General features: G+C 69.0%; 19 protein-coding genes. 6 read left to right on the plus strand and 13 right to left on the minus strand.

Annotation, left to right across the window (positions count from 1 at the left end; translation table 11 throughout):
- The first annotated feature begins 84 nt into the window (after positions 1–84).
- Complete coding sequence (bla, locus tag T336_RS0105205) at positions 85–1,005, plus strand: class A beta-lactamase (RefSeq protein WP_026431744.1); 921 nt, start codon at positions 85–87, stop codon at positions 1,003–1,005.
- A 19-nt stretch (positions 1,006–1,024) separates the two neighbouring features.
- Here the strand turns inward: bla and argA are convergent, their stop codons facing one another.
- The 3 genes from argA to T336_RS0105220 form a co-directional block, all read right to left on the minus strand.
- The gene (gene argA, locus T336_RS0105210; protein WP_019701010.1) at positions 1,025–2,371 is read right to left on the minus strand and encodes an amino-acid N-acetyltransferase; all 1,347 of its coding nucleotides are present in this window, start codon (positions 2,369–2,371) and stop codon (positions 1,025–1,027) included.
- 91 nt (positions 2,372–2,462) lie between these two features.
- On the minus strand, positions 2,463–3,767 hold the full coding sequence (locus tag T336_RS0105215; RefSeq protein ID WP_026431745.1) for an NAD(P)/FAD-dependent oxidoreductase: 1,305 nt from the start codon (positions 3,765–3,767) through the stop codon (positions 2,463–2,465).
- Between the two features lie 154 nt (positions 3,768–3,921).
- Complete coding sequence (locus T336_RS0105220; protein WP_019701008.1) at positions 3,922–4,164, minus strand: hypothetical protein; 243 nt, start codon at positions 4,162–4,164, stop codon at positions 3,922–3,924.
- 383 nt (positions 4,165–4,547) lie between these two features.
- Here T336_RS0105220 and hrpA point away from each other — a divergent pair, with 383 nt between their 5' ends.
- Positions 4,548–8,717, plus strand: a complete 4,170-nt coding sequence (hrpA, locus tag T336_RS0105225) for an ATP-dependent RNA helicase HrpA (RefSeq protein WP_026431746.1) — start codon at positions 4,548–4,550, stop codon at positions 8,715–8,717.
- A 43-nt stretch (positions 8,718–8,760) separates the two neighbouring features.
- Here the strand turns inward: hrpA and T336_RS27315 are convergent, their stop codons facing one another.
- Together T336_RS27315 and lexA are read right to left on the minus strand one after the other, a co-directional pair.
- Positions 8,761–9,240, minus strand: a complete 480-nt coding sequence (locus T336_RS27315) for a hypothetical protein (protein ID WP_237711397.1) — start codon at positions 9,238–9,240, stop codon at positions 8,761–8,763.
- A 187-nt stretch (positions 9,241–9,427) separates the two neighbouring features.
- A complete protein-coding gene (gene lexA / locus T336_RS0105235) occupies positions 9,428–10,102 on the minus strand; it encodes a transcriptional repressor LexA (protein ID WP_011795657.1) in 675 nt (224 codons plus the stop codon).
- Between the two features lie 105 nt (positions 10,103–10,207).
- Here lexA and T336_RS0105240 point away from each other — a divergent pair, with 105 nt between their 5' ends.
- Positions 10,208–11,194 (plus strand): asparaginase, encoded by a 987-nt coding sequence (locus T336_RS0105240; protein ID WP_026431747.1) that lies wholly within the window; start codon positions 10,208–10,210, stop codon positions 11,192–11,194.
- Positions 11,195–11,284: 90 nt separating this feature from the next.
- Here the strand turns inward: T336_RS0105240 and adk are convergent, their stop codons facing one another.
- The 6 genes from adk to T336_RS0105270 form a co-directional block, all read right to left on the minus strand.
- The gene (adk, locus tag T336_RS0105245; RefSeq protein WP_019701003.1) at positions 11,285–11,941 is read right to left on the minus strand and encodes an adenylate kinase; all 657 of its coding nucleotides are present in this window, start codon (positions 11,939–11,941) and stop codon (positions 11,285–11,287) included.
- 155 nt (positions 11,942–12,096) lie between these two features.
- Entirely contained in the window at positions 12,097–12,888 is a 792-nt protein-coding gene (gene kdsB / locus T336_RS0105250; RefSeq protein ID WP_026431748.1) for a 3-deoxy-manno-octulosonate cytidylyltransferase, read from the minus strand.
- Positions 12,885–13,067 carry a Trm112 family protein gene (locus T336_RS0105255; RefSeq protein ID WP_013595057.1) on the minus strand — a complete coding sequence of 61 codons (183 nt, stop codon included), beginning with the start codon at positions 13,065–13,067 and terminating at the stop codon, positions 12,885–12,887. Before T336_RS0105255 ends, kdsB begins: the two co-directional genes overlap by 4 nt.
- 34 nt (positions 13,068–13,101) lie before the next feature.
- Positions 13,102–14,142 (minus strand): tetraacyldisaccharide 4'-kinase, encoded by a 1,041-nt coding sequence (lpxK, locus tag T336_RS0105260; protein ID WP_026431749.1) that lies wholly within the window; start codon positions 14,140–14,142, stop codon positions 13,102–13,104.
- Between the two features lie 5 nt (positions 14,143–14,147).
- Positions 14,148–14,573: an ExbD/TolR family protein gene (locus T336_RS0105265; protein ID WP_026431750.1), complete on the minus strand. Its 426-nt coding sequence runs from the start codon at positions 14,571–14,573 to the stop codon at positions 14,148–14,150.
- 8 nt (positions 14,574–14,581) lie between these two features.
- A complete protein-coding gene (locus T336_RS0105270) occupies positions 14,582–15,208 on the minus strand; it encodes a MotA/TolQ/ExbB proton channel family protein (RefSeq protein ID WP_019700999.1) in 627 nt (208 codons plus the stop codon).
- Between the two features lie 362 nt (positions 15,209–15,570).
- Here T336_RS0105270 and xseA point away from each other — a divergent pair, with 362 nt between their 5' ends.
- Together xseA and T336_RS0105280 are read left to right on the plus strand one after the other, a co-directional pair.
- Positions 15,571–16,884, plus strand: a complete 1,314-nt coding sequence (xseA, locus tag T336_RS0105275) for an exodeoxyribonuclease VII large subunit (protein ID WP_026431751.1) — start codon at positions 15,571–15,573, stop codon at positions 16,882–16,884.
- Positions 16,885–17,014: 130 nt separating this feature from the next.
- Positions 17,015–17,599, plus strand: a complete 585-nt coding sequence (locus tag T336_RS0105280) for a superoxide dismutase (protein ID WP_013595052.1) — start codon at positions 17,015–17,017, stop codon at positions 17,597–17,599.
- Positions 17,600–17,682: 83 nt separating this feature from the next.
- Here the strand turns inward: T336_RS0105280 and T336_RS0105285 are convergent, their stop codons facing one another.
- Both T336_RS0105285 and T336_RS0105290 read right to left on the minus strand, forming a co-directional pair.
- Positions 17,683–18,171: a DUF192 domain-containing protein gene (locus T336_RS0105285; protein ID WP_026431752.1), complete on the minus strand. Its 489-nt coding sequence runs from the start codon at positions 18,169–18,171 to the stop codon at positions 17,683–17,685.
- Between the two features lie 132 nt (positions 18,172–18,303).
- A complete protein-coding gene (locus T336_RS0105290; protein WP_013595050.1) occupies positions 18,304–18,513 on the minus strand; it encodes a hypothetical protein in 210 nt (69 codons plus the stop codon).
- A gap of 200 nt (positions 18,514–18,713) precedes the next feature.
- Here T336_RS0105290 and icd point away from each other — a divergent pair, with 200 nt between their 5' ends.
- Positions 18,714–19,973, plus strand: coding sequence for an NADP-dependent isocitrate dehydrogenase (gene icd, locus T336_RS0105295; protein ID WP_019703162.1), 1,260 nt, complete (start codon positions 18,714–18,716; stop codon positions 19,971–19,973).
- Positions 19,974–20,106 lie beyond the last annotated feature (133 nt).

Genomic DNA, 20,106 nt, shown 5'->3' on the forward strand with positions numbered 1-20,106 from the left:
GACGCCAATTATTGTCGATGGTCACCGGCCGTGCGGGCCGATATCGTTGCGGCCATTGTTCAATGATGGAGTGACGAGATGGCAATGCTGAGAAGGACGTGGATGGTGGCGGCAGTGTGTGGGGCGGCGGCCCCGTGGGCACCTGAAGCTTGGGCCGAGGGCAAGAAATCCATGGGGTCCGGTGCGGGCGCGTTCGCCCGTGCAGTGCAGGAGGTCGAGGCGTCAGTCGGAGGCCGCCTGGGCGTGGCGCTGCTCGACGTGGCCACAGGGCGGCAGGACGCACACCGGGGCGATGAGCGGTTTCCCCTGTGCAGCACCTTCAAGCTGGTGCTGGCGGCCCATGTGCTGCGGCGCGTGGACCAGGGACAGGAACGGCTGGACCGTCGCATTACCTATCGCAAGTCCGACCTGATGGAGTACTCGCCCGCGACGGAACGCCACGTGGATGGCGATGGCATGACCGTGGAGCAACTGTGCGAGGCGGCCGTCACGCTCAGCGACAACACGGCCGCCAACCTGCTGCTGGGCACGCAGGGCGGGCCGCTCGCGCTGACAGCGTGGCTGCGGTCGCTGGGCGATTCCCAGACCCGGCTGGACCGCATGGAGCCGGCGCTCAACGACGTGCCGCCTGGGGAGGTGCGTGACACCACCACGCCCCGTGCGATGGCCCGCACCGTGTGGGCCGTCACCCAGGGGGAAGCGCTTTCCGCTGCGGCGCGTGCACGGATGCTCGCCTGGCTCGTGGGCAACCGCACTGGCGACCGGCGACTGCGGGCCGGTATGCCCGAAGGCTGGCGCGTCGGCGAAAAAACGGGCACCGGCCCGCGCGGGACCAGCAACGACATCGGCCTGTTCTGGCCGCCGGACCGCGATGCGGTGATGGTGAGCTGCTACCTGACGGGCAGTCCTGCGCCTGCGGAGCAGCGCGATGCTGCGCTGGCCCGTGTCGGCGCGCTGGCCGCACGCTGGGCCCTGGAGGGCACAGCCCCGGCAGTCAAGGGCTGACCGTCCACCCTGGACGACTTCAGAGCGTTTTCACCAGCACCTGGCTGCGGCGGTCCCAGTTGTATTTCTTCTTGCGGGCCTCCGGCAGCCATTCCGGATCCACGGGCTGGAAGCCGCGCTTGATGAACCAGTGCATCGTGCGGGTGGTGAGCACGAACAGGCTCTTCAGGCCCATGGCGCGGGCACGCTGCTCGATGCGCTTGAGCAGCTTTTCCCCGTCGCCCGTGCCCTGGCTCTGCGGCGACACCGTGACGGCGGCCATCTCGGCGGTGCCGGCTTCCGGGTATGGGTAGAGCGCGGCACAGCCGAAGATCACGCCGTCGTGCTCGATGATCGTGTAGTTGGCGACGTCGCGCTCGATCTCGGTGCGGTCGCGCTTGACCAGCGTTCCGTCCTTCTCGAACGGCTCGATGAGCTGCAGGATGCCGCCCACGTCGTCGGGCGTGGCCTCGCGCAGTTCCTCGAGCTTTTCGTCCACCACCATGGTGCCGATGCCGTCGTGCACGTAGATTTCCAGCAGCAGCGCGCCGTCCACCGCGAACGGGATGATGTGGCTGCGCTCCACGCCGTTGTGGCAGGCCTTCACGCAGTGCTGCAGGTAGAACGCCGTGTCCGTCGGCTTCTGCCCCGGGGGCACGCGGGCCAGCATCTGCCGGGCCTGCGCCAGAGGCAGTTCGGTGTCGATCGGGTTGTCCTCGCTCTCGGGCTGCTCGGGATCGGTGCGGATGCCCGGCACCTCGCAGACGAAGACGAGCTTGTCTGCCTTGAGCGCGATGGAGACGGACGTCGCCACTTCCTCCATCGTGAGGTTGAAAGCCTCGCCGGTGGGCGAGAAGCCGAACGGCGATATCAGCACCAGCGCATCCATCTCCAGCGACCGGCGAATGCCCGCCACGTCCACCTTGCGCACCAGCCCCGAATGCTTGAAGTCCACGCCGTCCACGATGCCCACGGGGCGCGCGGTGATGAAGTTGCCCGAGATCACGCGCACGGTCGAGCCCGCCATGGGCGTGTTGGGCAGGCCCTGGCTGAATGCGGCCTCGATCTCGTAGCGCAGTTGCCCGGCTGCCTCCTGCGCGCAGTCCAGCGCCACCGAATCCGTGATGCGGATGCCGTGCGAATACCGCGCCGCATGCCCCTTGGCCGCCAATTGCTCGTTCACCTGCGGGCGGAAGCCGTGCACCAGCACGATCTTCACTCCCATGGCCTGGATCATCGCCAGGTCCTGCGCGATCGCCTGCAGCTTGCCGGCCGCGATCGCTTCGCCCGTGAGCGCGATCACGAACGTCTGGTGGCGGAACTTGTGGATGTAGGGCGCCACCGACCGGAACCAGGGCACGAAGGTGAAATTGAAGACAGCGGACATGGCGGGAAGATGAAGGGGCGGGGCCGGGCTCCTGCGCGGTAGGGCAGGCAGTGGTTGTCGGGGAGGCGGGCGCCGTGCGGTGCGCGCCGGATTATCGTCGCCAGCGCGCAGGGCTGAAAGGCGCGATGTCGATCTCTGGCGGGCAGCCGTCCAGCAGCTGCGCCACCACGCGGCCCGTGCGTGCCGACGAGCCCAGCCCGACATGGCCGTGCCCGTAGGCGTGGACCACGTCCGCGCAACCCGTCGCCGGGCCGATGCAGGGCAGGCCATCGCTGGTGCTCGGGCGCCGGCCCAGCCAGAACCGGGCGCCGCTTTCCAGCACGGGGCGCGGCAGGGCGGGGTAGAGCGCGAACAGGTGCTCCAGCAGGATGCGCGCGCGGCGCCAGTCGGGCGCGGCCTGCAGCCCGGCGATCTCCACCTGGCCCGCCACGCGCAGGCCATGCTCCATCTGGTGGACGATGAGCTTGCGGTCCATCACCATGGTGGATGTGCGTGGCCCCGGCGGCGGCGCTTCGCCCGGCCGGGCGCGCACATCCAGCATCGCGTGGTATCCGCGTTCGGTATCGAGCCACACCCGGTCACCCGCGTCGCGGGCCAGGGGGAGGGAATAGGCTCCGGCCGCGATCACCGCGGCATCGCACGGCACGTCGCCCGCGTCAGTCCGGACGGCAACCAGGCGGCCCGATGCGATGTGCAGGCCGGTGGCCCGCGCGGCGACGCGGCGCGCACCCAGGGACTGGGCATGCGCGGCCAGTGCCTCCAGATAGGCGCCGGGGTTCGCGCAGTGGCCCGCCTCATCGACACGCACGCCGAAGCCATAGTCCGGTGCCAGCGCGGGCTCCTGCGCGCGCAGCTCGCCGGCTTCCAGCGTCCGGAAGGCAATGCCTTCCTCGCCACGCAGGCGCCAGCCGAGTGCGTCGGCCTCGAAGTCCGCACGCGAGCGATAGACATGCAGCAGGCCCCGCTGCGCGACCAGGTGCGGCACGCCGGCGTCAGCAGCCAGCCGCGCGTGCAGCGCTGGCGCGTCCCGCAGCAGTTGACGCAGTGCATGCGCGGTGCGGGCCACCCGGGCCGGCGTGCGCCCGGAGCGCAGGAACCGCCAGAGCCAGGGCAGGGCGCGGGGCAGGTAGCCCCAGCGCACGGTGAGCGGACCCTGCGGGTCCAGCAGATAGCCCGGCAGCTGCTTCCACATGCCCGGGCCGGACGGTGGGAGGATGGAATGGGACGACAGCCAGCCGGCGTTGCCGTAGCTCGTCGCTTCCGGCCCGCCGGGCGCATGGGGATCGAGCAGCGTCACGGAGCGGCCGGTGCGCAGGATCTCGATCGCGCATGCCGTGCCCACGATGCCTGCGCCGATCACGGCGACATGGCGCCGCCGGCCGGCCTGGACCGGCATCGGGAATGCGGGTGAAGAGATGGAGAGTTCAGGGGAGAGGGGGACGGGCATCGCAGCGCAGCAAGGGACTGTTGGGTGTCCCGGTGCTGTCATTGTCCACGGAATCGGTGTGGCGCCGCCGCCTGGGAAAGGCCTGGCGGCGGCGCGCGGGGCTTCAGCCGTCCCAGCCGCTGCGCAGCGCGTGCTGCAGTGCCATGCGGTCGGCGCGGCGCTGCGCGCCCTGGCTGCGGATGTGGCGTCCTCCGCCGCCGCCCAGGCTGCGCGCCGCCAGGGCGCGCGCGACGGGGTTGCGGGGTGGCGCGCTGGCCTCGACATGCAGCGCGATCGGCTGCTTCATGCGGCGCAATGCCTTCACCCGGCCTGCCTCGTAGGCGCGGGAGCGTTTCTGTGCACTCATGCGTGCGGTTCCTCACAAAGAAAAAGCCCCGGCTGGACGGCCGGGGCTTCGCGTGCCTGCCACTCCATGGGAGCGCAGCGCGGCCTCGTGCCGGACGGTGTGTGAAACGGAACACACGGTCCAGCCGGGGCGTGGGGAACCGTGGTCAGTCGATGTGGTGGAACGAAAGGGTCATGGGAAAAAGCTCCTGTCCTGTGGCGTGCCGCGGCAAGGTTGCTCGTTGCCGTGGCGAAATGGGGCGGATGCGGGCCGGAGGCGGCGGCCAGGGCAGGCCGGCGCAGGCGACGCGGCGGATTTTCCCCGGTGCTGCCGCGTGCGCGCAAGGCTGCCGGATGGCCTGCGTTGCACCACGCCAACGGATCGTTCGGATAATGCGGGTCTCTATGACAGGTTCCGCGCCCCCGAAATCCCCCATCCCCCAGCCCGCCCCGTCCGCACCGCCACGCCGTGAGGTCCCGGCCCCGGCGGCACCGCTGCGCATCGAGTTCCCGCCCGGCCTGCCGGTCTCGGGCAAGCGCGAAGAGATCATGGCCGCCATGCAGGCGCACCAGGTCATCATCGTCTGCGGCGAGACCGGCTCGGGCAAGACCACGCAGCTGCCCAAGATCGCGCTGGCGCTCGGTCGCGGCAAATGCAATGCCAGGCCGGGCGAGAAGGGGCGACTGATCGGCCACACGCAGCCGCGGCGGATCGCGGCCAGCAGCGTTGCCAAGCGCATCGCCGAAGAGTTGCAGACCCCTCTCGGCGACGTCGTGGGCTACAAGGTGCGCTTCCAGGACCGCCTGTCGCGCGATGCCTCCGTCAAGCTGATGACGGACGGCATCCTGCTGGCCGAGACGCAGACCGACCCGCTGCTGACGGCCTACGACACGATCATCATCGACGAGGCGCACGAACGCAGCCTGAACATCGACTTCCTGCTGGGCTACCTCCGCCAGATCCTGCCGCGCCGGCCCGACCTGAAAATCGTGGTCACCTCGGCCACGATCGACGCGGAGCGCTTCGCCAGGCATTTCGAGTCGGCGAAGGGGCCTGCACCCGTCATCTACGTGTCCGGCCGCACCTTCCCGGTGGAGCAGCGCTACCGGCCCTTCGAGGAGAGCCGCGACTACGGCTTGAATGAAGCGATTGCCGACGGCGTCGATGAACTCTGGACCGGCAACGCGGCTGGCGACATCCTCGTCTTCCTGCCCGGCGAGCGCGAGATCCGGGAGGCCGCGGACCACCTGCGCAAGCACCTCTCGCACCAGCCGGTGATGCGCGGCGCCGAAGTGCTGCCGCTATTCGCGCGCCTCTCGCAGGCCGAGCAGGACCGCATCTTCGAAGGCCACACCGGCCGCCGCATCGTGCTGGCGACCAACGTGGCCGAAACCTCGCTCACGGTGCCGGGCATCCGCTACGTGATCGACGCCGGCACCGCACGCGTCAAGCGCTACAGCTTCCGCAGCAAGGTCGAGCAGCTGCTGATCGAGCCGGTGAGCCAGGCGGCGGCCAACCAGCGGGCCGGCCGCTGCGGCCGGGTGGCCAACGGCATCTGCATCCGCCTCTACGACGAACCGGATTTCAACGGCCGGCCGCGCTTCACCGATCCGGAAATCCTGCGCTCCTCGCTCGCGGGCGTGATCCTGCGCATGAAGTCGCTGCACCTGGGCGACGTGGCCCAGTTCCCGTTCATCGAGGCGCCCTCGGGCCGCGCCATCGCCGACGGCTACCAGCTGCTGGCCGAACTGGGCGCGGTGGACGATGCCAATGAACTCACGCCCATGGGCGTGGAACTATCGCGCCTGCCGCTCGATCCGCGCGTGGGCCGCATGATCCTGGAGGCGCGCGACCGCCAGGCACTGGACGAAGTGCTGGTGATCGCCTCGGCCCTGTCGGTGCAGGACGTGCGCGACCGGCCGCTCGAGGCCCAGCAGCAGGCCGACCAGGCGCATGCCAAGTTCGACGACGAGAAGAGCGAATTCAGCGGCTACCTCAAGCTCTGGAAATGGATCAACGAAGCCCGCGGCGGCGCGCCGAGCCTGCCGTCCGCGAGGGCGCAGCGCGACGCCGCGCGCAAGGGCGCGCCTTCGCAGGCCGTGCTGCCGGTGGCGCAGCGCCAGGCGCGCGGCAGTGCCGACGCGGCCGCGCCCGCAACGGCCGCTGCAGCGTCCGTGCCGGCCCCCACGCCCACCCACAAGCTCAGCAACCGGCAGTACGAATCGCTGCTGCGCCAGAACTTCATCAGCGTGCGGCGCCTGCGCGAGTGGCGCGACATCCACACGCAGCTGCTCACGGTAGTCACCGAGCACCGCTGGCGCCTGAACATCCAGCCGGCCAGCTACGAACAGATCCACCGGTCCATGCTCGCCGGGCTGCTCGGCAACATCGGCGTGAAGAGCGAGGAAGAGGACTGGTACCTCGGCGCACGCGGCATCAAGTTCTACAGGCATCCCGGGGCGCACCTGTCGAAGAAGCCGGGGCGCTGGATTGTGGCCGCGGAACTGGTCGAGACCACGCGCCTGTTCGGGCGCGGCATCGCGGCCATCGAGCCGCAGTGGATCGAGGAAATGGGCGGCCACCTGCTCAAGAAGCAGATGCTGGACCCGCACTGGGAGCGCAAGGCAGCGCAGGTGACGGCGCTGGAGCGCGCCACGCTCTATGGCATCGTCATCTACAACAACCGGCGCGTGAACTTCGGCAAGGTGGACCCGCGCACTGCGCGGGAAATCTTCCTGCGTGAGGCGCTGGTGGGCGACCAGTGGCCGCAGGACTGGGAGCGGCGCCTGCCGTTCCTGATGGCCAACCGCAAGCTGATCGCGAAGGTGGAGGAGCTGGAGCACAAGTCGCGCCGCCAGGACGTGCTGGTGGATGAGGAGCTCATCTACGCCTTCTACGACCAGCAGGTGCCTGCCGACATCTGCACCGGCGCCGATTTCGAATCCTGGTACCGCGAGGCCAGCCGCGCGAAACCGGACCTGCTCAAGCTCACGCGCGACGAATTGATGCGGCACGAGGCCGCCGGCATCACCACCAGCGCCTTCCCGCGCGTGGTGCGGCTGGGCGGGGTGGACTGCGCGGCCAGCTACCTGCACGAGCCCGGCGACCCGCGCGACGGCGTCACCGTCACGGTGCCGCTCTTCGTGCTCAACCAGGTCAGCGAAGAGCGCTGCGAATGGCTGGTGCCGGGCATGCTCAAGGACAAGATCCAGGCACTGCTCAAGAGCCTGCCGCAGCGCCCGCGCAGCCGTTTCGTGCCGCTGCCGGACAATGCCGCGCGCTTGGCCGAACTGCTCGGCACGCCCGAGCGCTTCGGGCAGGGCAGCCTGGTGGACGTGCTGCTCAAGCAGGTGCGGGACGAGACCTCGCTCGACGTGAAGCGGGCCGACTTCAAGCTCGACATGCTCAGCCCGCACCTGTTCATGAATTTCCGCGTGGTCCACGAAGACGGCCGGCAGCTCGGCCAGGGGCGCAACCTGGGCGCGCTCAAGGCCGAATGGGGCGCCAAGGCCCGGGGCGCGTTCCAGGCCCTGGCGGGGCTCAAGCTCGCAGGTTCCGCGCCGGAGACCGGGGGTGATGCGTCGCCTGCGGAAACGGCATCCGCTGTGCGACCCGGCAAGGGCGGCGCGCAGGGTTGGCCTGCGGACGGCCGTGCGGCTGCCGCCGCCGGCAAACAGGCCAGTGCCGGCCCTGTGGCCGCTCCCGCACCGGCCGCTGTTCCGGCGGGCCAGCGCTACACGGCCTGGACCTTCGGCGAACTGCCCGAGCTCATGGAGATCCGCAAGGGCGGGCAGACGCTCATCGGCTTCCCTGCACTCATCGATGGCGGTGATGCCGTGACCATCGAAGTGTTCGACGAGCCCGGCGTGGCCGCGGCGCGCCACCGCGCGGGCCTGCGCCGGCTGTTCGCGCTGCAGATCAAGGATGCGCTCAAGTACCTGGAAAAGAACATCCCGGACCTGCAGAAGATGGCTGTCGCCTACATGCCGCTGGGTACGCAGGAGGAGTTGCGCGCACAGGTCATCGACGTGGCGCTGGACCGTGCCTTCCTGGTCGATCCACTGCCCACGACCGAGACAGACTTCCAGCGCCGCGTGCAGGAGGGCCGCGGCCGGCTCACCCTGATTGCCAACGAGGTGGCGCGGCTGGCCGGGGCGATCCTGCTCGAATACGCCGCGGCGGCACGCAAGATCAAGGACACGAAAGGTGCGCCCGACGCCACGCAGGACGCGCAGCAGCAACTGCAACGGCTCATGCCGAAGAACTTCCTGGCGGTGGCGCCCTGGTCCCAGCTCACGCACTTCCCGCGCTACCTGAAGGCCATCACCCTGCGCCTGGACAAGGTGCGTGCCGATGCTGCACGCGACGCCACGCGGCTCGCGGAACTGCGCCCACAGGAGCAGCGCTACTGGCGCCTCGTGGCCGAGCGCAAGGGGCAGGTGGATGCGCGCATGCAGGAATTCCGCTGGCTGCTGGAGGAGCTGCGGGTGAGCTTCTTCGCGCAGGAGCTGCGCACGCCGCAGCCCGTGAGCGTGAAGCGCCTGGACAAGCTCTGGGCGCAGATCAACAGCTGAGGCCGTGGGCGGCGGGCCGCGGCTGAGGTCGGCCTCCTGCAGGTCATTGCAGCACGGCTTCGGCGGCGGCCCAGCGTTCCAGTTCCGCCCGCACATCGGCCATGCGGCCGGAGATCACGAATCGCTCCGGCGTACCTGCCTGCCGGCGCTGTACCACGCGCACCGCGCCCGGCGCCCGCGCCGCGCAGGTGCGCTGGCTGCCGGCCAGCGAGCGCGCGGGGCGCTCCACCGTGGCCGACTGCACCGCGGTAGAGGCATCCGCGGGCAATTCCATGGATGTTGCAGTGCTGGCTGCAGCGCTGCCATGGACGGTGGCGGCCGGCGGGCCGTCGGACGGGCGGTGGCTGGCGGTGGATGTGTCGGACGCCCCGCGACCGTGCGCAGGACAGTCCGGCCATCGCGACCATGCGGCGGGGCGGCCGGGCGCATTCCCTGAGGAGGCGCCCCGCAGCCAGCGGACGAGGCCGTGCAGTGGTTGCAGGCAGGACGAGAGGGTGGCGAGATCGAGCAAAGCCTTTGCCATGGAAAACTCCAGCGGTCAGAATGGGTTGAACACTGGCAGGATTGGCTTTAGACGGGCAGGGCGATGCCGCAGGGTTGGCCATCCACGCGAAGCGGAAAGCCAGACGCCCGCCACCTGGGCAACGCCAAACGGGGAAACAGGGCGCGAACCGTGCTCAGGCGCCATGCGCCGGGCGGCCCGCAGCCTGCTACATCAGCATGGTGTTGCGGATGAGGCCCACGGCCAGCCCTTCGATCTCGAACGATTCGCCGGGCTGTACGGTGATGATGGGATAGTCGGGGTTCTCGGGCAGCAACTCGATGGCGCCCGCGGTGCGCCGCAGCCGCTTGACGGTGACTTCGTCACCCAGGCGGGCGACGATGATCTGGCCGTTACGTGCCTCGCGGGTGGACTGCACGGCGAGCAGGTCGCCATCCATGATGCCGGCATCGCGCATGGACATGCCCCGGACCTTGAGCAGGTAGTCGGGCTTGTGCTGGAAAAGGCTGCCTTCCACGCTGTAGGTTTGGTCCACGTGTTCCTCGGCGAGAATCGGTGAGCCTGCAGCGACGCGGCCGATGAGCGGCAGCATGAGCTGCGAGATGCCGGGAATGGGCAGGTGGAACTGGGTGCCCCGGGCCGCATTGATGGACCGCACGGCCTCGCCGCGCAGCCGGATGCCGCGCGACGTGCCGCTCACGAGCTCGATGACGCCCTTGCGTGCCAGTGCCTGCAGGTGTTCTTCGGCCGCATTGGCGGACTTGAAGCCGAACTCCGCGGCGATTTCCGCCCGGGTGGGGGGCGCGCCGGTGCGTGCAATGGCGGTCTGGATGAGATCCAGGATCTGCTGTTGGCGGGCGGTGAGCTTGGGGCTGTCGAGCATGCGGGGCACTCCAGTGAAGGAAGATCGCGCCGGACGGGCGCTGGGTGGATCGAATCACCTGTGGATCGATCCAGTCACTGTATTTTTAAACAGTTTTCAAAGGCAATGCAAGTGTTTGCAGGAAAAATCCTGGTGCTTGGCACCGGTGGAACCATCGCCGGCACGGCGGGGAGCGCGGAAGACAACATCGGCTACACCGCCGCGCAGGTCGGCATCGACCAGTTGCTGGCAGCGGTGCCGGGCCTGGAGCGCGCCGCCGGCGGCGCGCGGCTGGCAGCGGAGCAGGTCGCGCAGATCGACAGCAAGGACATGGACGGTGCCGTATGGCGTGCCCTGGCCCTGCGCTGCGAGGCCGCATTGGCGGAGCCCGGCGTGCGTGCCGTCGTGGTCACGCACGGCACCGATACCCTCGAAGAAACCGCATGGTTTCTCCATCGCGTGCTCGCGGGCGCGCAAGACAAGCCCGTGGTGCTTGTCTCGGCGATGCGCCCGGCCACCGCACTGGCGCCCGATGGCCCGCAGAACCTGCTCGACGCCGTCGCCGTGGCCGCTACGCCGGGCGCGCGCGGGGTGGTGGCCGTGGCCGCCGGGGAAGTGCACGGGGCGCAGCGGGTGCAGAAGGTGCATCCTTACCGGCTGAACGCCTTCGCATCCGGCGAAGCGGGGCCCCTGGGCTGGGTGGAAGAGGGCCGCGTGCGGCTCGCGGCCGGCTGGCCCGTGGCGGAATCATCGGAATCATTGGCCGAGGCTCACGCCGCGCTGGAGGCGCTGCGCAACGGAGCGGGGTGGCCGCGCGTCGAGGTCGTGGTGTCGCATGCGGGCGCGAGCGGGCGCATGGTGGATCTGCTGGTGGTCGACGGGGTGCACGGCCTGGCGGTGGCCGCTACCGGCAACGGCACGCTGCACCACCAGCTTCAGGCAGCCCTGGAGCGGGCGCAGGCCGCCGGCGTGGCTGTCAGGGTGGCCACGCGGTGCCCCCTGGGCCAGCTGCTGCCCCGTCCGGGCGGCACACTGCCTGCCGCTCAGGGGCTGAGCGTGGTGAAGACGCGGGTGGAACTGATGCTGCAGGGGCTGGCGAAGCTCCGCGCATAAGACGCGATCGACCCGATCCGGAAACGAAAACGCCGCCCGGAGGGCGGCGTCGGTCATGGGCCGGCCAGGCGCCGGCCCCGTGCCAGGAACTCAGTCCGCCAGGGCGGCCAGCGCGCGCTGGGTGATTTCCTCCACCGTGCCGGTACCGCTGATGGCACGGTACCTGGGGGCGTTGGCCGGATCGTTCTTCGCCCAGGTGGAGTAATACTCCACGAGCGGGCGCGTCTGCGCGCTGTACACCTCCAGGCGCTTCTTCACCGTGTCTTCCTTGTCGTCCTCGCGCTGGATCAGGTCCTCGCCAGTGACGTCGTCCTTGCCTTCCACCTTGGGCGGGTTGAACTTCACGTGGTAGGTGCGGCCGCTGGCAGGGTGCGAGCGGCGGCCGCTCATGCGCTCGATGATGGCATCGAACGGCACGTCGATCTCCAGCACGTAGTCCAGCTTGACGCCCGCGGCCTTCATGGCATCGGCCTGGGGAATGGTGCGCGGAAAGCCGTCGAACAGGAAGCCCTTGGCGCAGTCCGGCTGGGCGATGCGGTCCTTCACGAGATTGATGATGAGGTCGTCGCTCACCAGCTTGCCGGCATCCATGACGGCCTTGGCCTGCTGTCCCAGCGGCGTGCCGGCCTTCACGGCAGCGCGCAGCATGTCGCCGGTGGAGATCTGCGGAATACCGTATTTCTGGCAGATGAACGCGGCTTGCGTGCCCTTCCCGGCGCCGGGCGCGCCCAAAAGAATCAGTCTCATGGAGGTCCTCTAAGTGTTGAAATCAGCCAGCGCCGGAAGCCCGGGGCTTGCCGTAGGCCCGGGTTGGCGCTTCAATCGCGGGCAAGGATAGCATGCGGGTCCTTCCGTCTGCCTGACAGCCGCGACACCATCGTGACGGCACCAGGTCCGCGGTTTCAGCCCAACAGCGAACGCACCCGTTCGAGGTCTTCCGGCGTGTCCACGCCCGGCCCCGGTGCGGTGTCCGCCACGTGCACGGCGATGCGGTGCCCGTGCCACAGTGCACGCAACTGCTCCAGCGCTTCCAGGGCTTCCGTCGGGGCGGGCGCCAGGGCGGAAAACGCCCGCACGAAAGCGGCCCGGTAGCTGTAGATGCCGATGTGGCGCAGCGGCGCGCAACCTGCGGGTACGCCTGCGTGCCCGCCTTGCCACCAGGCCGTGTCCGCGTGGCCGCGCGCGTGCGGAATCGGTGCCCGGCTGAAATAGTGCGCGAGGCCGCGGGCGTCGAGCACCACTTTCACCACGTTGGGATTGGCGAAGTCCTCCAGCGCATGGATGGCGTGCGCGGCCGTGCCCATGTCCGCTTCGGGGCGGGCCGGCAGCAGGGCCGCGACCGCATCGATCAGGGCCGGTGCGATCAGCGGCTCGTCGCCCTGCACGTTCACCACCACATCGTCGTCGGCCAGCCCGAGCTGCACGCAGGCCTCGGCCAGCCGGTCGCTGCCGCTGGGATGGTCCGCGCGCGTCGCGACGGCCTGCACGCCATGCGCCGCGCAGGCTTCCAGGATGCGAGGATGGTCGGCGGCCACGACCACGCGGGCGGCCGAGCTGCGGGCCGCCTGCTGCGCCACCCGCACGACCATCGGGACACCCCCGATGTCGGCCAGCGGCTTGTCGGGCAGGCGGGTCGATGCCAGCCGGGCGGGAATCAGGACGGTGAAGCCAGCGGATGCGGCCGGGCCGCTCACGCCTCCAGCTCCGCGTCGGTCAGCGTGCGGGCCTCGGTCTCCAGGAGTACCGGAATGCCGTCGCGCACCGGGTAGGCAAGGCGCGCGCTGCGCGACACCAGTTCGTCGCGCTCGCGGTCGTAGGTCAGCGGACCCTTGGTGACCGGGCAGACCAGCAGTTCGAGCAGTTTGGGATCCATGGCGTGGCGGATAAGTTCGAAAAATGGATCCCGATCATAGCGAGGGCTGGCCCAGCGCCTGCAGCCGTGCGTGCAGCCGGTCGAAGAAGGCCGGCGCGATGTCCACCACGAGCGGCACCGCCAGCGCCTGCGGGTGCGTGCGCCACAGTTTCGCTGCGTCTTTCTCGGTGCAAACCAGAGGCACGCCGGGCGGCGTGTCCGGATGCCAATCCGAGAAGTCGGCATGGTCGGGCAGGGCGGTGGCCTCCTGCAGGACCAGTCCTTCGGCGCGCAGCATGCCGAAGAAGGCGGCGGGCCGGGCGATTGCCGCCACGGCATGCACCGGCACGCCGCGCAGGTGCGACAGCGGCGTGGCGCGTCCGGAGGCGTCCACCGCATGGGCGGCAAGCGTTCTGCGCAGGGCGAAAACCCCCATGGGGGCGCGCCCGGTGCCCTCAGGGGCCGCTCCGGCATGCAGCACGGCATCCACGGGCCGCGGCCAGCGCTCGCGCAGCGGGCCGGCGGGCAGCAGCCAGCCATTGCCGACGCCTTCCTCGCTGAACACGCACAGTTCCACATCCCGCGCCAGCGCCCAGTGCTGCAGGCCGTCGTCGCAGACGATGACGTCGGTCTCTGGATGCCGTTCCAGCAGGGCACGGGCTGCCTGTGCACGGCGCGGGGCGACGAACACCGGCACGCCGGTGGAGCGCGCGAGCAGCAGGGGCTCGTCTCCGGCTTCGGCGGCGCTGCTGTCCGCCAGCACCTCCCGGCAGTCGGAAGTGCTGCGCCCGTAACCACGGGAGACCACGCCCGGATGCCAGCCGCGCTGCCGCAGCGCGTGCACGGTGGCCTGGGTCACGGGCGTCTTGCCGGCGCCGCCGGCCACTACGTTGCCCACCACGACCACGGGAACAGGCATGCGCTCCGCCCGCAGGACGCCCCGCTCATACAGCAGCCTGCGCATGCCGGCCAGGGCGCCGTAGAGCAGGGAGACGGGCGACAGCAGCCAGGCGACCGCGCTGCGGTGGCGCCAGACCCGCTGGATCCCCGGCGTCGCCTCCGGCTCCGGCAGCCCGCGGCGGCGTGGCTGCGCCATCCGGGTCAGCGGCCCGCGCTGGCGGACGATTGCGTGGCGAAGGTGATCTGCGACAGGCCCACGCGGCGCGCGGCTTCCATGACGGAAATCACGGCCTGGTGGGGAGCGCTGGCGTCGGCGCTGATGATCACCACGCTGTCGCGCCCGGCCTGCGCGGCGGTCCCGAGGGCCTGGGCGATCGCTTCCACGCCCTTGCCTTCCACGGCGGTCTTGTTGACGGCGTAGCGCCCGTCGGCGGCCACCGCGACGATCACTTCCTTGGGATGGTCGCGCTGCTGCTCGGCGTCCGCCACCGGGAGCGTGAGCTGCAGTTCGGTGAACTTGCTGTACGTGGTCGAGAGCATCAGGAAGATGAGGATCACGAGCAGCACGTCGATGAACGGGATCAGGTTGATCTCCGGCGCTTCCTTCGGGCGGTGGCGGAAATTCATCGCACCGCTCACTTGCGCAGGCGCAGCAGGTGGCGGACGAACTGCTCGGAGGCGAGCTCCAGCGTGAGCAGGTAGGCGTCCACGCGGCTGCGGAAATACCGCCAGAAGATCAGCGTCGGGATGGCGACGATCAGGCCGAAGGCCGTGTTGTAGAGCGCGATGGAGATCCCGTGCGCCAGCTGGGCCGGATTGCCCTGGCCCGTGGCGGACGACCCCTGCGAGCCGAAGATCTCGATCATGCCGATCACCGTGCCGAGCAGGCCCAGCAGCGGGGCGGCCGAAGCGATGGTGGCCAGGGCGTTGAGGTACTTCTCGAGCCGCTGGGCGACGGCACGGCCCGTGCCTTCCATGGCGGCCCGGACGTCCGCCTCGCTGCTCTGGGGATGGCTGTTGAGCGTTCGCAGCCCGCTGGCCAGCACTTCGCCCAGGGCGGAGTTCTGCGACAGCTGGTTCACCACGTCGGGCGTGGGCAGCCCGCGGGAGGAAACGGAGATGGCCTCGTCCAGCAGCTTCGGGGGGGCGACCTTGGCGGCTTTCAGGGCGACGAAGCGCTCCGCCACCAGTGCCAGCGCCAGGATGGAGCAGGCTATGAGGGGCCAGATCGGCCAGCCTGCGGCTTGTATGATCGACAGCAATTCTCTCTCCGCGCAGATGGAAGCAGTCCGCGATTATGGCCCAGTGCCATGGCGCTCCGGCGGCTGCGCAGGTACCGGCCGGGTCCACCGGCCGCGTCGGCGTTGTTTTTCACAGCCACCCACAATTTCTGTGGATAACTTTGTGGGCAACCGGGTGTGTAACACCTGCTACATGGCGCCAAATCGACACTTTGACAGATTGATGAAAAATTGCGCAGCAAAAAATCGTTGTAAATCAACAGGTTGCACGGATTCTCGTGGTTTGCGCGCACATCCGGACCGCCAGACCAGCCCATCCGCTGCTCCGTGCGGCTTGTGGACTATTGCGGGTGCCCCGCTCCCCGCAAACCCTGGCGGCGCCGATGTTTGAATGTCCGGACCCAGCATCGGCGCCGCGAATTTGGGACGTCGGGGCGCTGTGCCGCGCCGTTGCTGATGCACTGGAGGCGCGGTTCAACCCTGTCGCGGTGCGCGGGGAGATCACGGGCTTCTCGCGGGCTTCCAGCGGGCATTGCTACTTCTCCATCAAGGACGGCCAGGGGCAGATCCGCTGCGCCATGTTCCGCCGGGCGGCCATGCTGCTCGACGGCACTCCGCGGGACGGGGAAATGGTCGAGCTGCGAGGGCGGCTGGCCGTCTATGAAGCCCGGGGCGACCTGCAGCTCATCGTCGAGAGCCTGCAGCGCGCAGGGCAGGGGGCGCTGTTCGAGCAGTTCCTGCGGCTCAAGGCCCGGCTGGAATCCGAAGGCCTGTTCGATTCCGCCCGCAAGCGCGGCCTGCCGGTCATGCCCCGCTCGATCGGCTTGGTCACCTCGCCGGGCGCCGCGGCGCTGCACGATGTCGTGACCGCCCTGCGGCGGCGCGTTCCGCACCTGCCCGTGGTACTGGCCCCGGCCCTGGTGCAGGGGGCGGCCGCACCGGCGTCGATCTGCGCCGCCCTGCGCGCGCTCTACCGCATGGCCGAACCCTCCGGCGATGGGGCAGGGCATCCGCCGGTGGAGGTGATCCTGCTGGTGCGCGGGGGCGGCTCCATCGAGGACCTGTGGGCATTCAATGATGAGCAGGTCGCCCGCACGCTGGTGCAGAGCCCGGTGCCGGTCGTGTCCGGCGTGGGCCACGAGACCGACTTCACCATCGCCGATTTCTGCGCCGACCTCCGGGCACCGACCCCCACGGCCGCGGCAGAGCTGGTCGCGCAGCCCCAGGCCACCTGGCTCGCGGGCATGGACGCGCTGGCCGGCCGCCTGTCGGACAGCCTGCAGCGCCAGATCGACGGGCGCCACCAGCGGCTGGACATGGCGGCGCAGCGGCTGGGGCGGCCTTCCGGGCTGGTGGCGCGCCAGGAACTGCGCCTCGCGCGCCTCGCGCAGCAACTGCGCCATGGCGCGGCCTGGACGGCCCAGCGGTGCGCCCAGCGGCAGGATGGCCTGGCGGATCGCCTCCCCAAGGCCGTGGCGCAGGGCGTGGCCCGGCAGGCGCAGCGGCTGGACCATGCGGCATTGCGGCTGGAGCTGCTCGATCCGCGCCTGGTGCTCCAGCGCGGCTACGCGCTGCTCACCGACAGCGAAGGCCTGCCCGTGACCCGCACCGCCCAGGTACGTACCGGGGACGCCGTGCGCGCCGCCGTATCGGATGGCGAGATCGATCTGACGGTGTCCGCTCCGCGCCTGCTGTGAGCCCGGCATTCTGGGCCGTCGCCTACACCGCGGGGCGCGATTAACTTCCTACAATGCCCGCCTGTTGCGCTGCATGTCACATTGCGGCGCTGCACACGCAAGAATCACCAACCACCCACGAGGACCGCACATGGAACATACCCTGCCACCGCTGCCTTACGCCATCGACGCCCTGGCTCCGCACTACAGCCAGGAAACCCTGGAGTACCACCATGGCAAGCACCACAACGCCTACGTGGTGAACCTCAACAACCTCCAGAAGGGCACCGAATTCGAGAACATGCCCCTCGAGGAGATCATCAAGAAGTCCAGCGGCGGCATCTACAACAACGCAGCCCAGATCTGGAACCACACCTTCTTCTGGAACTGCATGGCCCCCAACGGCGGCGGCGAGCCTTCCGGCGCGCTGGCCGATGCCATCAAGGCGAAGTGGGGCAGCTATGCCGCGTTCAAGGAAGCCTTCGTGAAGAGCGCCGTGGGCAACTTCGGCTCCGGCTGGACCTGGCTGGTAAAGAAGGCCGACGGCAGCGTGGACATCGTGAACACCGGCGCCGCCGGCACGCCCCTGACCACCGCCGACAAGGCGCTGCTGACCGTGGACGTCTGGGAGCACGCCTACTACATCGACTACCGCAACCTGCGCCCGAAGTTCGTCGAGACCTTCCTCGACAAGCTGGTGAACTGGAAGTTCGCGGAAAGCAACTTCGCGGGCTGATCCCGCGGCCCGGCCTGCCGGGCTCCATGAAAAAACGGCCCCTGGAGGGCCGTTTTTTTGTGCGGTCGCCGGGTGCCGACGCGTCAGCGCCTGGCGAACGGTGCGCCGGACAGCTTCGAGCCCGGCTTGATCCCGCGTTTGGCGAACCACCCCTGGTTCATCTCGAGCACGAAGCGCACGGGCTTGTCGGAGCAGTGGGAGTCCAGCGTCTGCGGCTTCATGTCGGCCAGGTTGACGATGGTGCCGTCGTCGGCGACGAAGGCGGCGGTGAGTGGCAGCAGGGTGTTCTTCATCCAGAAGCACTGCACGGCCGGTACCGAGAACACGAACAGCATGCCTTCGTTGGAGGGCATGTCCTTGCGGTGCATGAGGCCGGTTTCGCGCTCCTGGGGCGTTACCGCCAGCTGCGCGTCGATACGGTGCATGCCGGCGGCCAGGTCCACCCGCTGCAGGTCGAGTTGCGGCCCTTCCTGGGCCTGTGCCGTGCCGAGGCAGGCAGCGGCGAGGGCCAGCGAAGCCGCCAGGCGGCGAAGGGGGCGGGGCGTCGGGCCGGACAAAAGAGCGTGGTTCATGGCGGGTGGGGCATCCATCGGGAAAGGGCTGTTCCAAAGCCTATCAGCCAAAAGCAAAGCCCGCGTAAAGCGGGCTTCGGAGCGGGGACGGCGCCAGGGCGGTCATCCCCGTTGCACGGGAGGCGGCAAACCTCAGGCGGCAGCCTTGTGCTTCTTGCTCTTCTTGTGGGCGGTCTTGTGCTTGGCACCCTTGCCGGCCTTCTTGGCCTGGGCCGTGGGAGCGGGCGCAGCGGTGTCGGCGGCCATGGGAGCGGACGTCGTGGCGGGGGCCTGGGCCGGAGCCTGGGCGAAAGCGCCGGCGGTGAACAGACCGGCGATCAGGACAGCGAGGAGTTTTTTCATTTGGCCGTTTCCTTGAGAGTTTCGGAAGGTTTGCGAGCCCCGCGTAGGCCCGCGAAGCCCTGACACAACGATACCGCAGCCCGGGGCGTTGACAGACAAGACCTACAAATTTTTATCGCTAAAATCATTGCGTTTTGTGCCTGTCGCACAGGCCGGCCGGGCGCCGCCCCGGACGCCATCCCACCGGAGATAACCGTTCCATGACCAGCTACCAGCACATCAAGGTCCCTGCCGAAGGCCAGAAGATCACCGTCAATGCCGACATGTCCCTGAACGTGCCGGACCAGCCCATCATTCCCTACATCGAGGGTGACGGTACCGGCCTCGACATCACCCCCGTGATGCTGAAAGTGGTGGACGCAGCCGTGGCCAAGGCCTACGGCGGCAAGCGCAAGATCCACTGGATGGAAGTCTTCGCCGGCGAGAAGTCCACGAAGGTGTACGGCCCCGACGTCTGGCTGCCGGAGGAAACCCTGCACGCCGTGCGCGACTACGTCGTGTCCATCAAGGGCCCGCTGACGACGCCCGTGGGCGGTGGCATCCGCTCGCTGAACGTGGCGCTGCGCCAGGAGCTCGATCTCTACGTCTGCCTGCGCCCCATCCAGTACTTCAAGGGCGTTCCCTCGCCCGTGAAGGAGCCCGAGAAGACCAACATGGTGATCTTCCGCGAGAACTCGGAAGACATCTATGCCGGCATCGAGTTCGAAGCCGAGTCCGACAAGGCAAAGAAGCTCATCAAGATCCTGCAGGAAGAGTTCGGCGTCAAGAAGATCCGCTTCCCCGAGACCTCCGGCATCGGCGTGAAGCCCGTGTCCAAGGAAGGCACGCAGCGCCTGGTGCGCAAGGCCATCCAGTACGCCATCGACAACGACAAGCCCAGCGTGACCATCGTTCACAAGGGCAACATCATGAAGTTCACGGAAGGCGGCTTCCGTGACTGGGCCTACGACCTGGCTGCCAAGGAATTCGGCGCCGAACTCATCGACGGCGGCCCGTGGATGAAGTTCAAGAACCCGCGCACCGGCAAGGAAATCACGGTCAAGGACAGCATCGCCGACGCGTTCCTGCAGCAGATCCTGCTGCGCCCCGCCGAGTACAGCGTGATCGCCACGCTGAACCTGAACGGCGACTACGTCTCCGACGCGCTGGCAGCCCAGGTGGGCGGCATCGGCATCGCCCCCGGCGCCAACCTGTCCGACTCCGTCGCCATGTTCGAAGCCACGCACGGCACGGCACCGAAGTACGCCGGCAAGGACTACGTGAACCCCGGTTCCGAAATCCTCTCCGCCGAAATGATGCTGCGCCACATGGGCTGGACCGAAGCGGCCGACATCATCATCAGCTCGATGGAAAAGTCCATCCTGAGCAAGAAGGTGACGTACGACTTCGCCCGCCTGATGGAAGGCGCGACGCAGGTGAGCTGCTCGGGCTTCGGCCAGGTGATGATCGACAACATGTGAAGCTGAACCACGACGTCTCATGACGTCTCGTAAGCCCTTGATTTTCCTGGGAAAATCAAGGGCTTTTTCGTTTTGGCGCGTCCCACGGCAATTCGCGAAATCCGGCCCTTTTGGAGCCGGAATTAGAGCGACA

The organism is Paracidovorax oryzae ATCC 19882, assembly GCF_000687165.1.
In the GTDB taxonomy this organism is placed as follows: Bacteria; Pseudomonadota; Gammaproteobacteria; order Burkholderiales; family Burkholderiaceae_C; genus Paracidovorax; species Paracidovorax oryzae.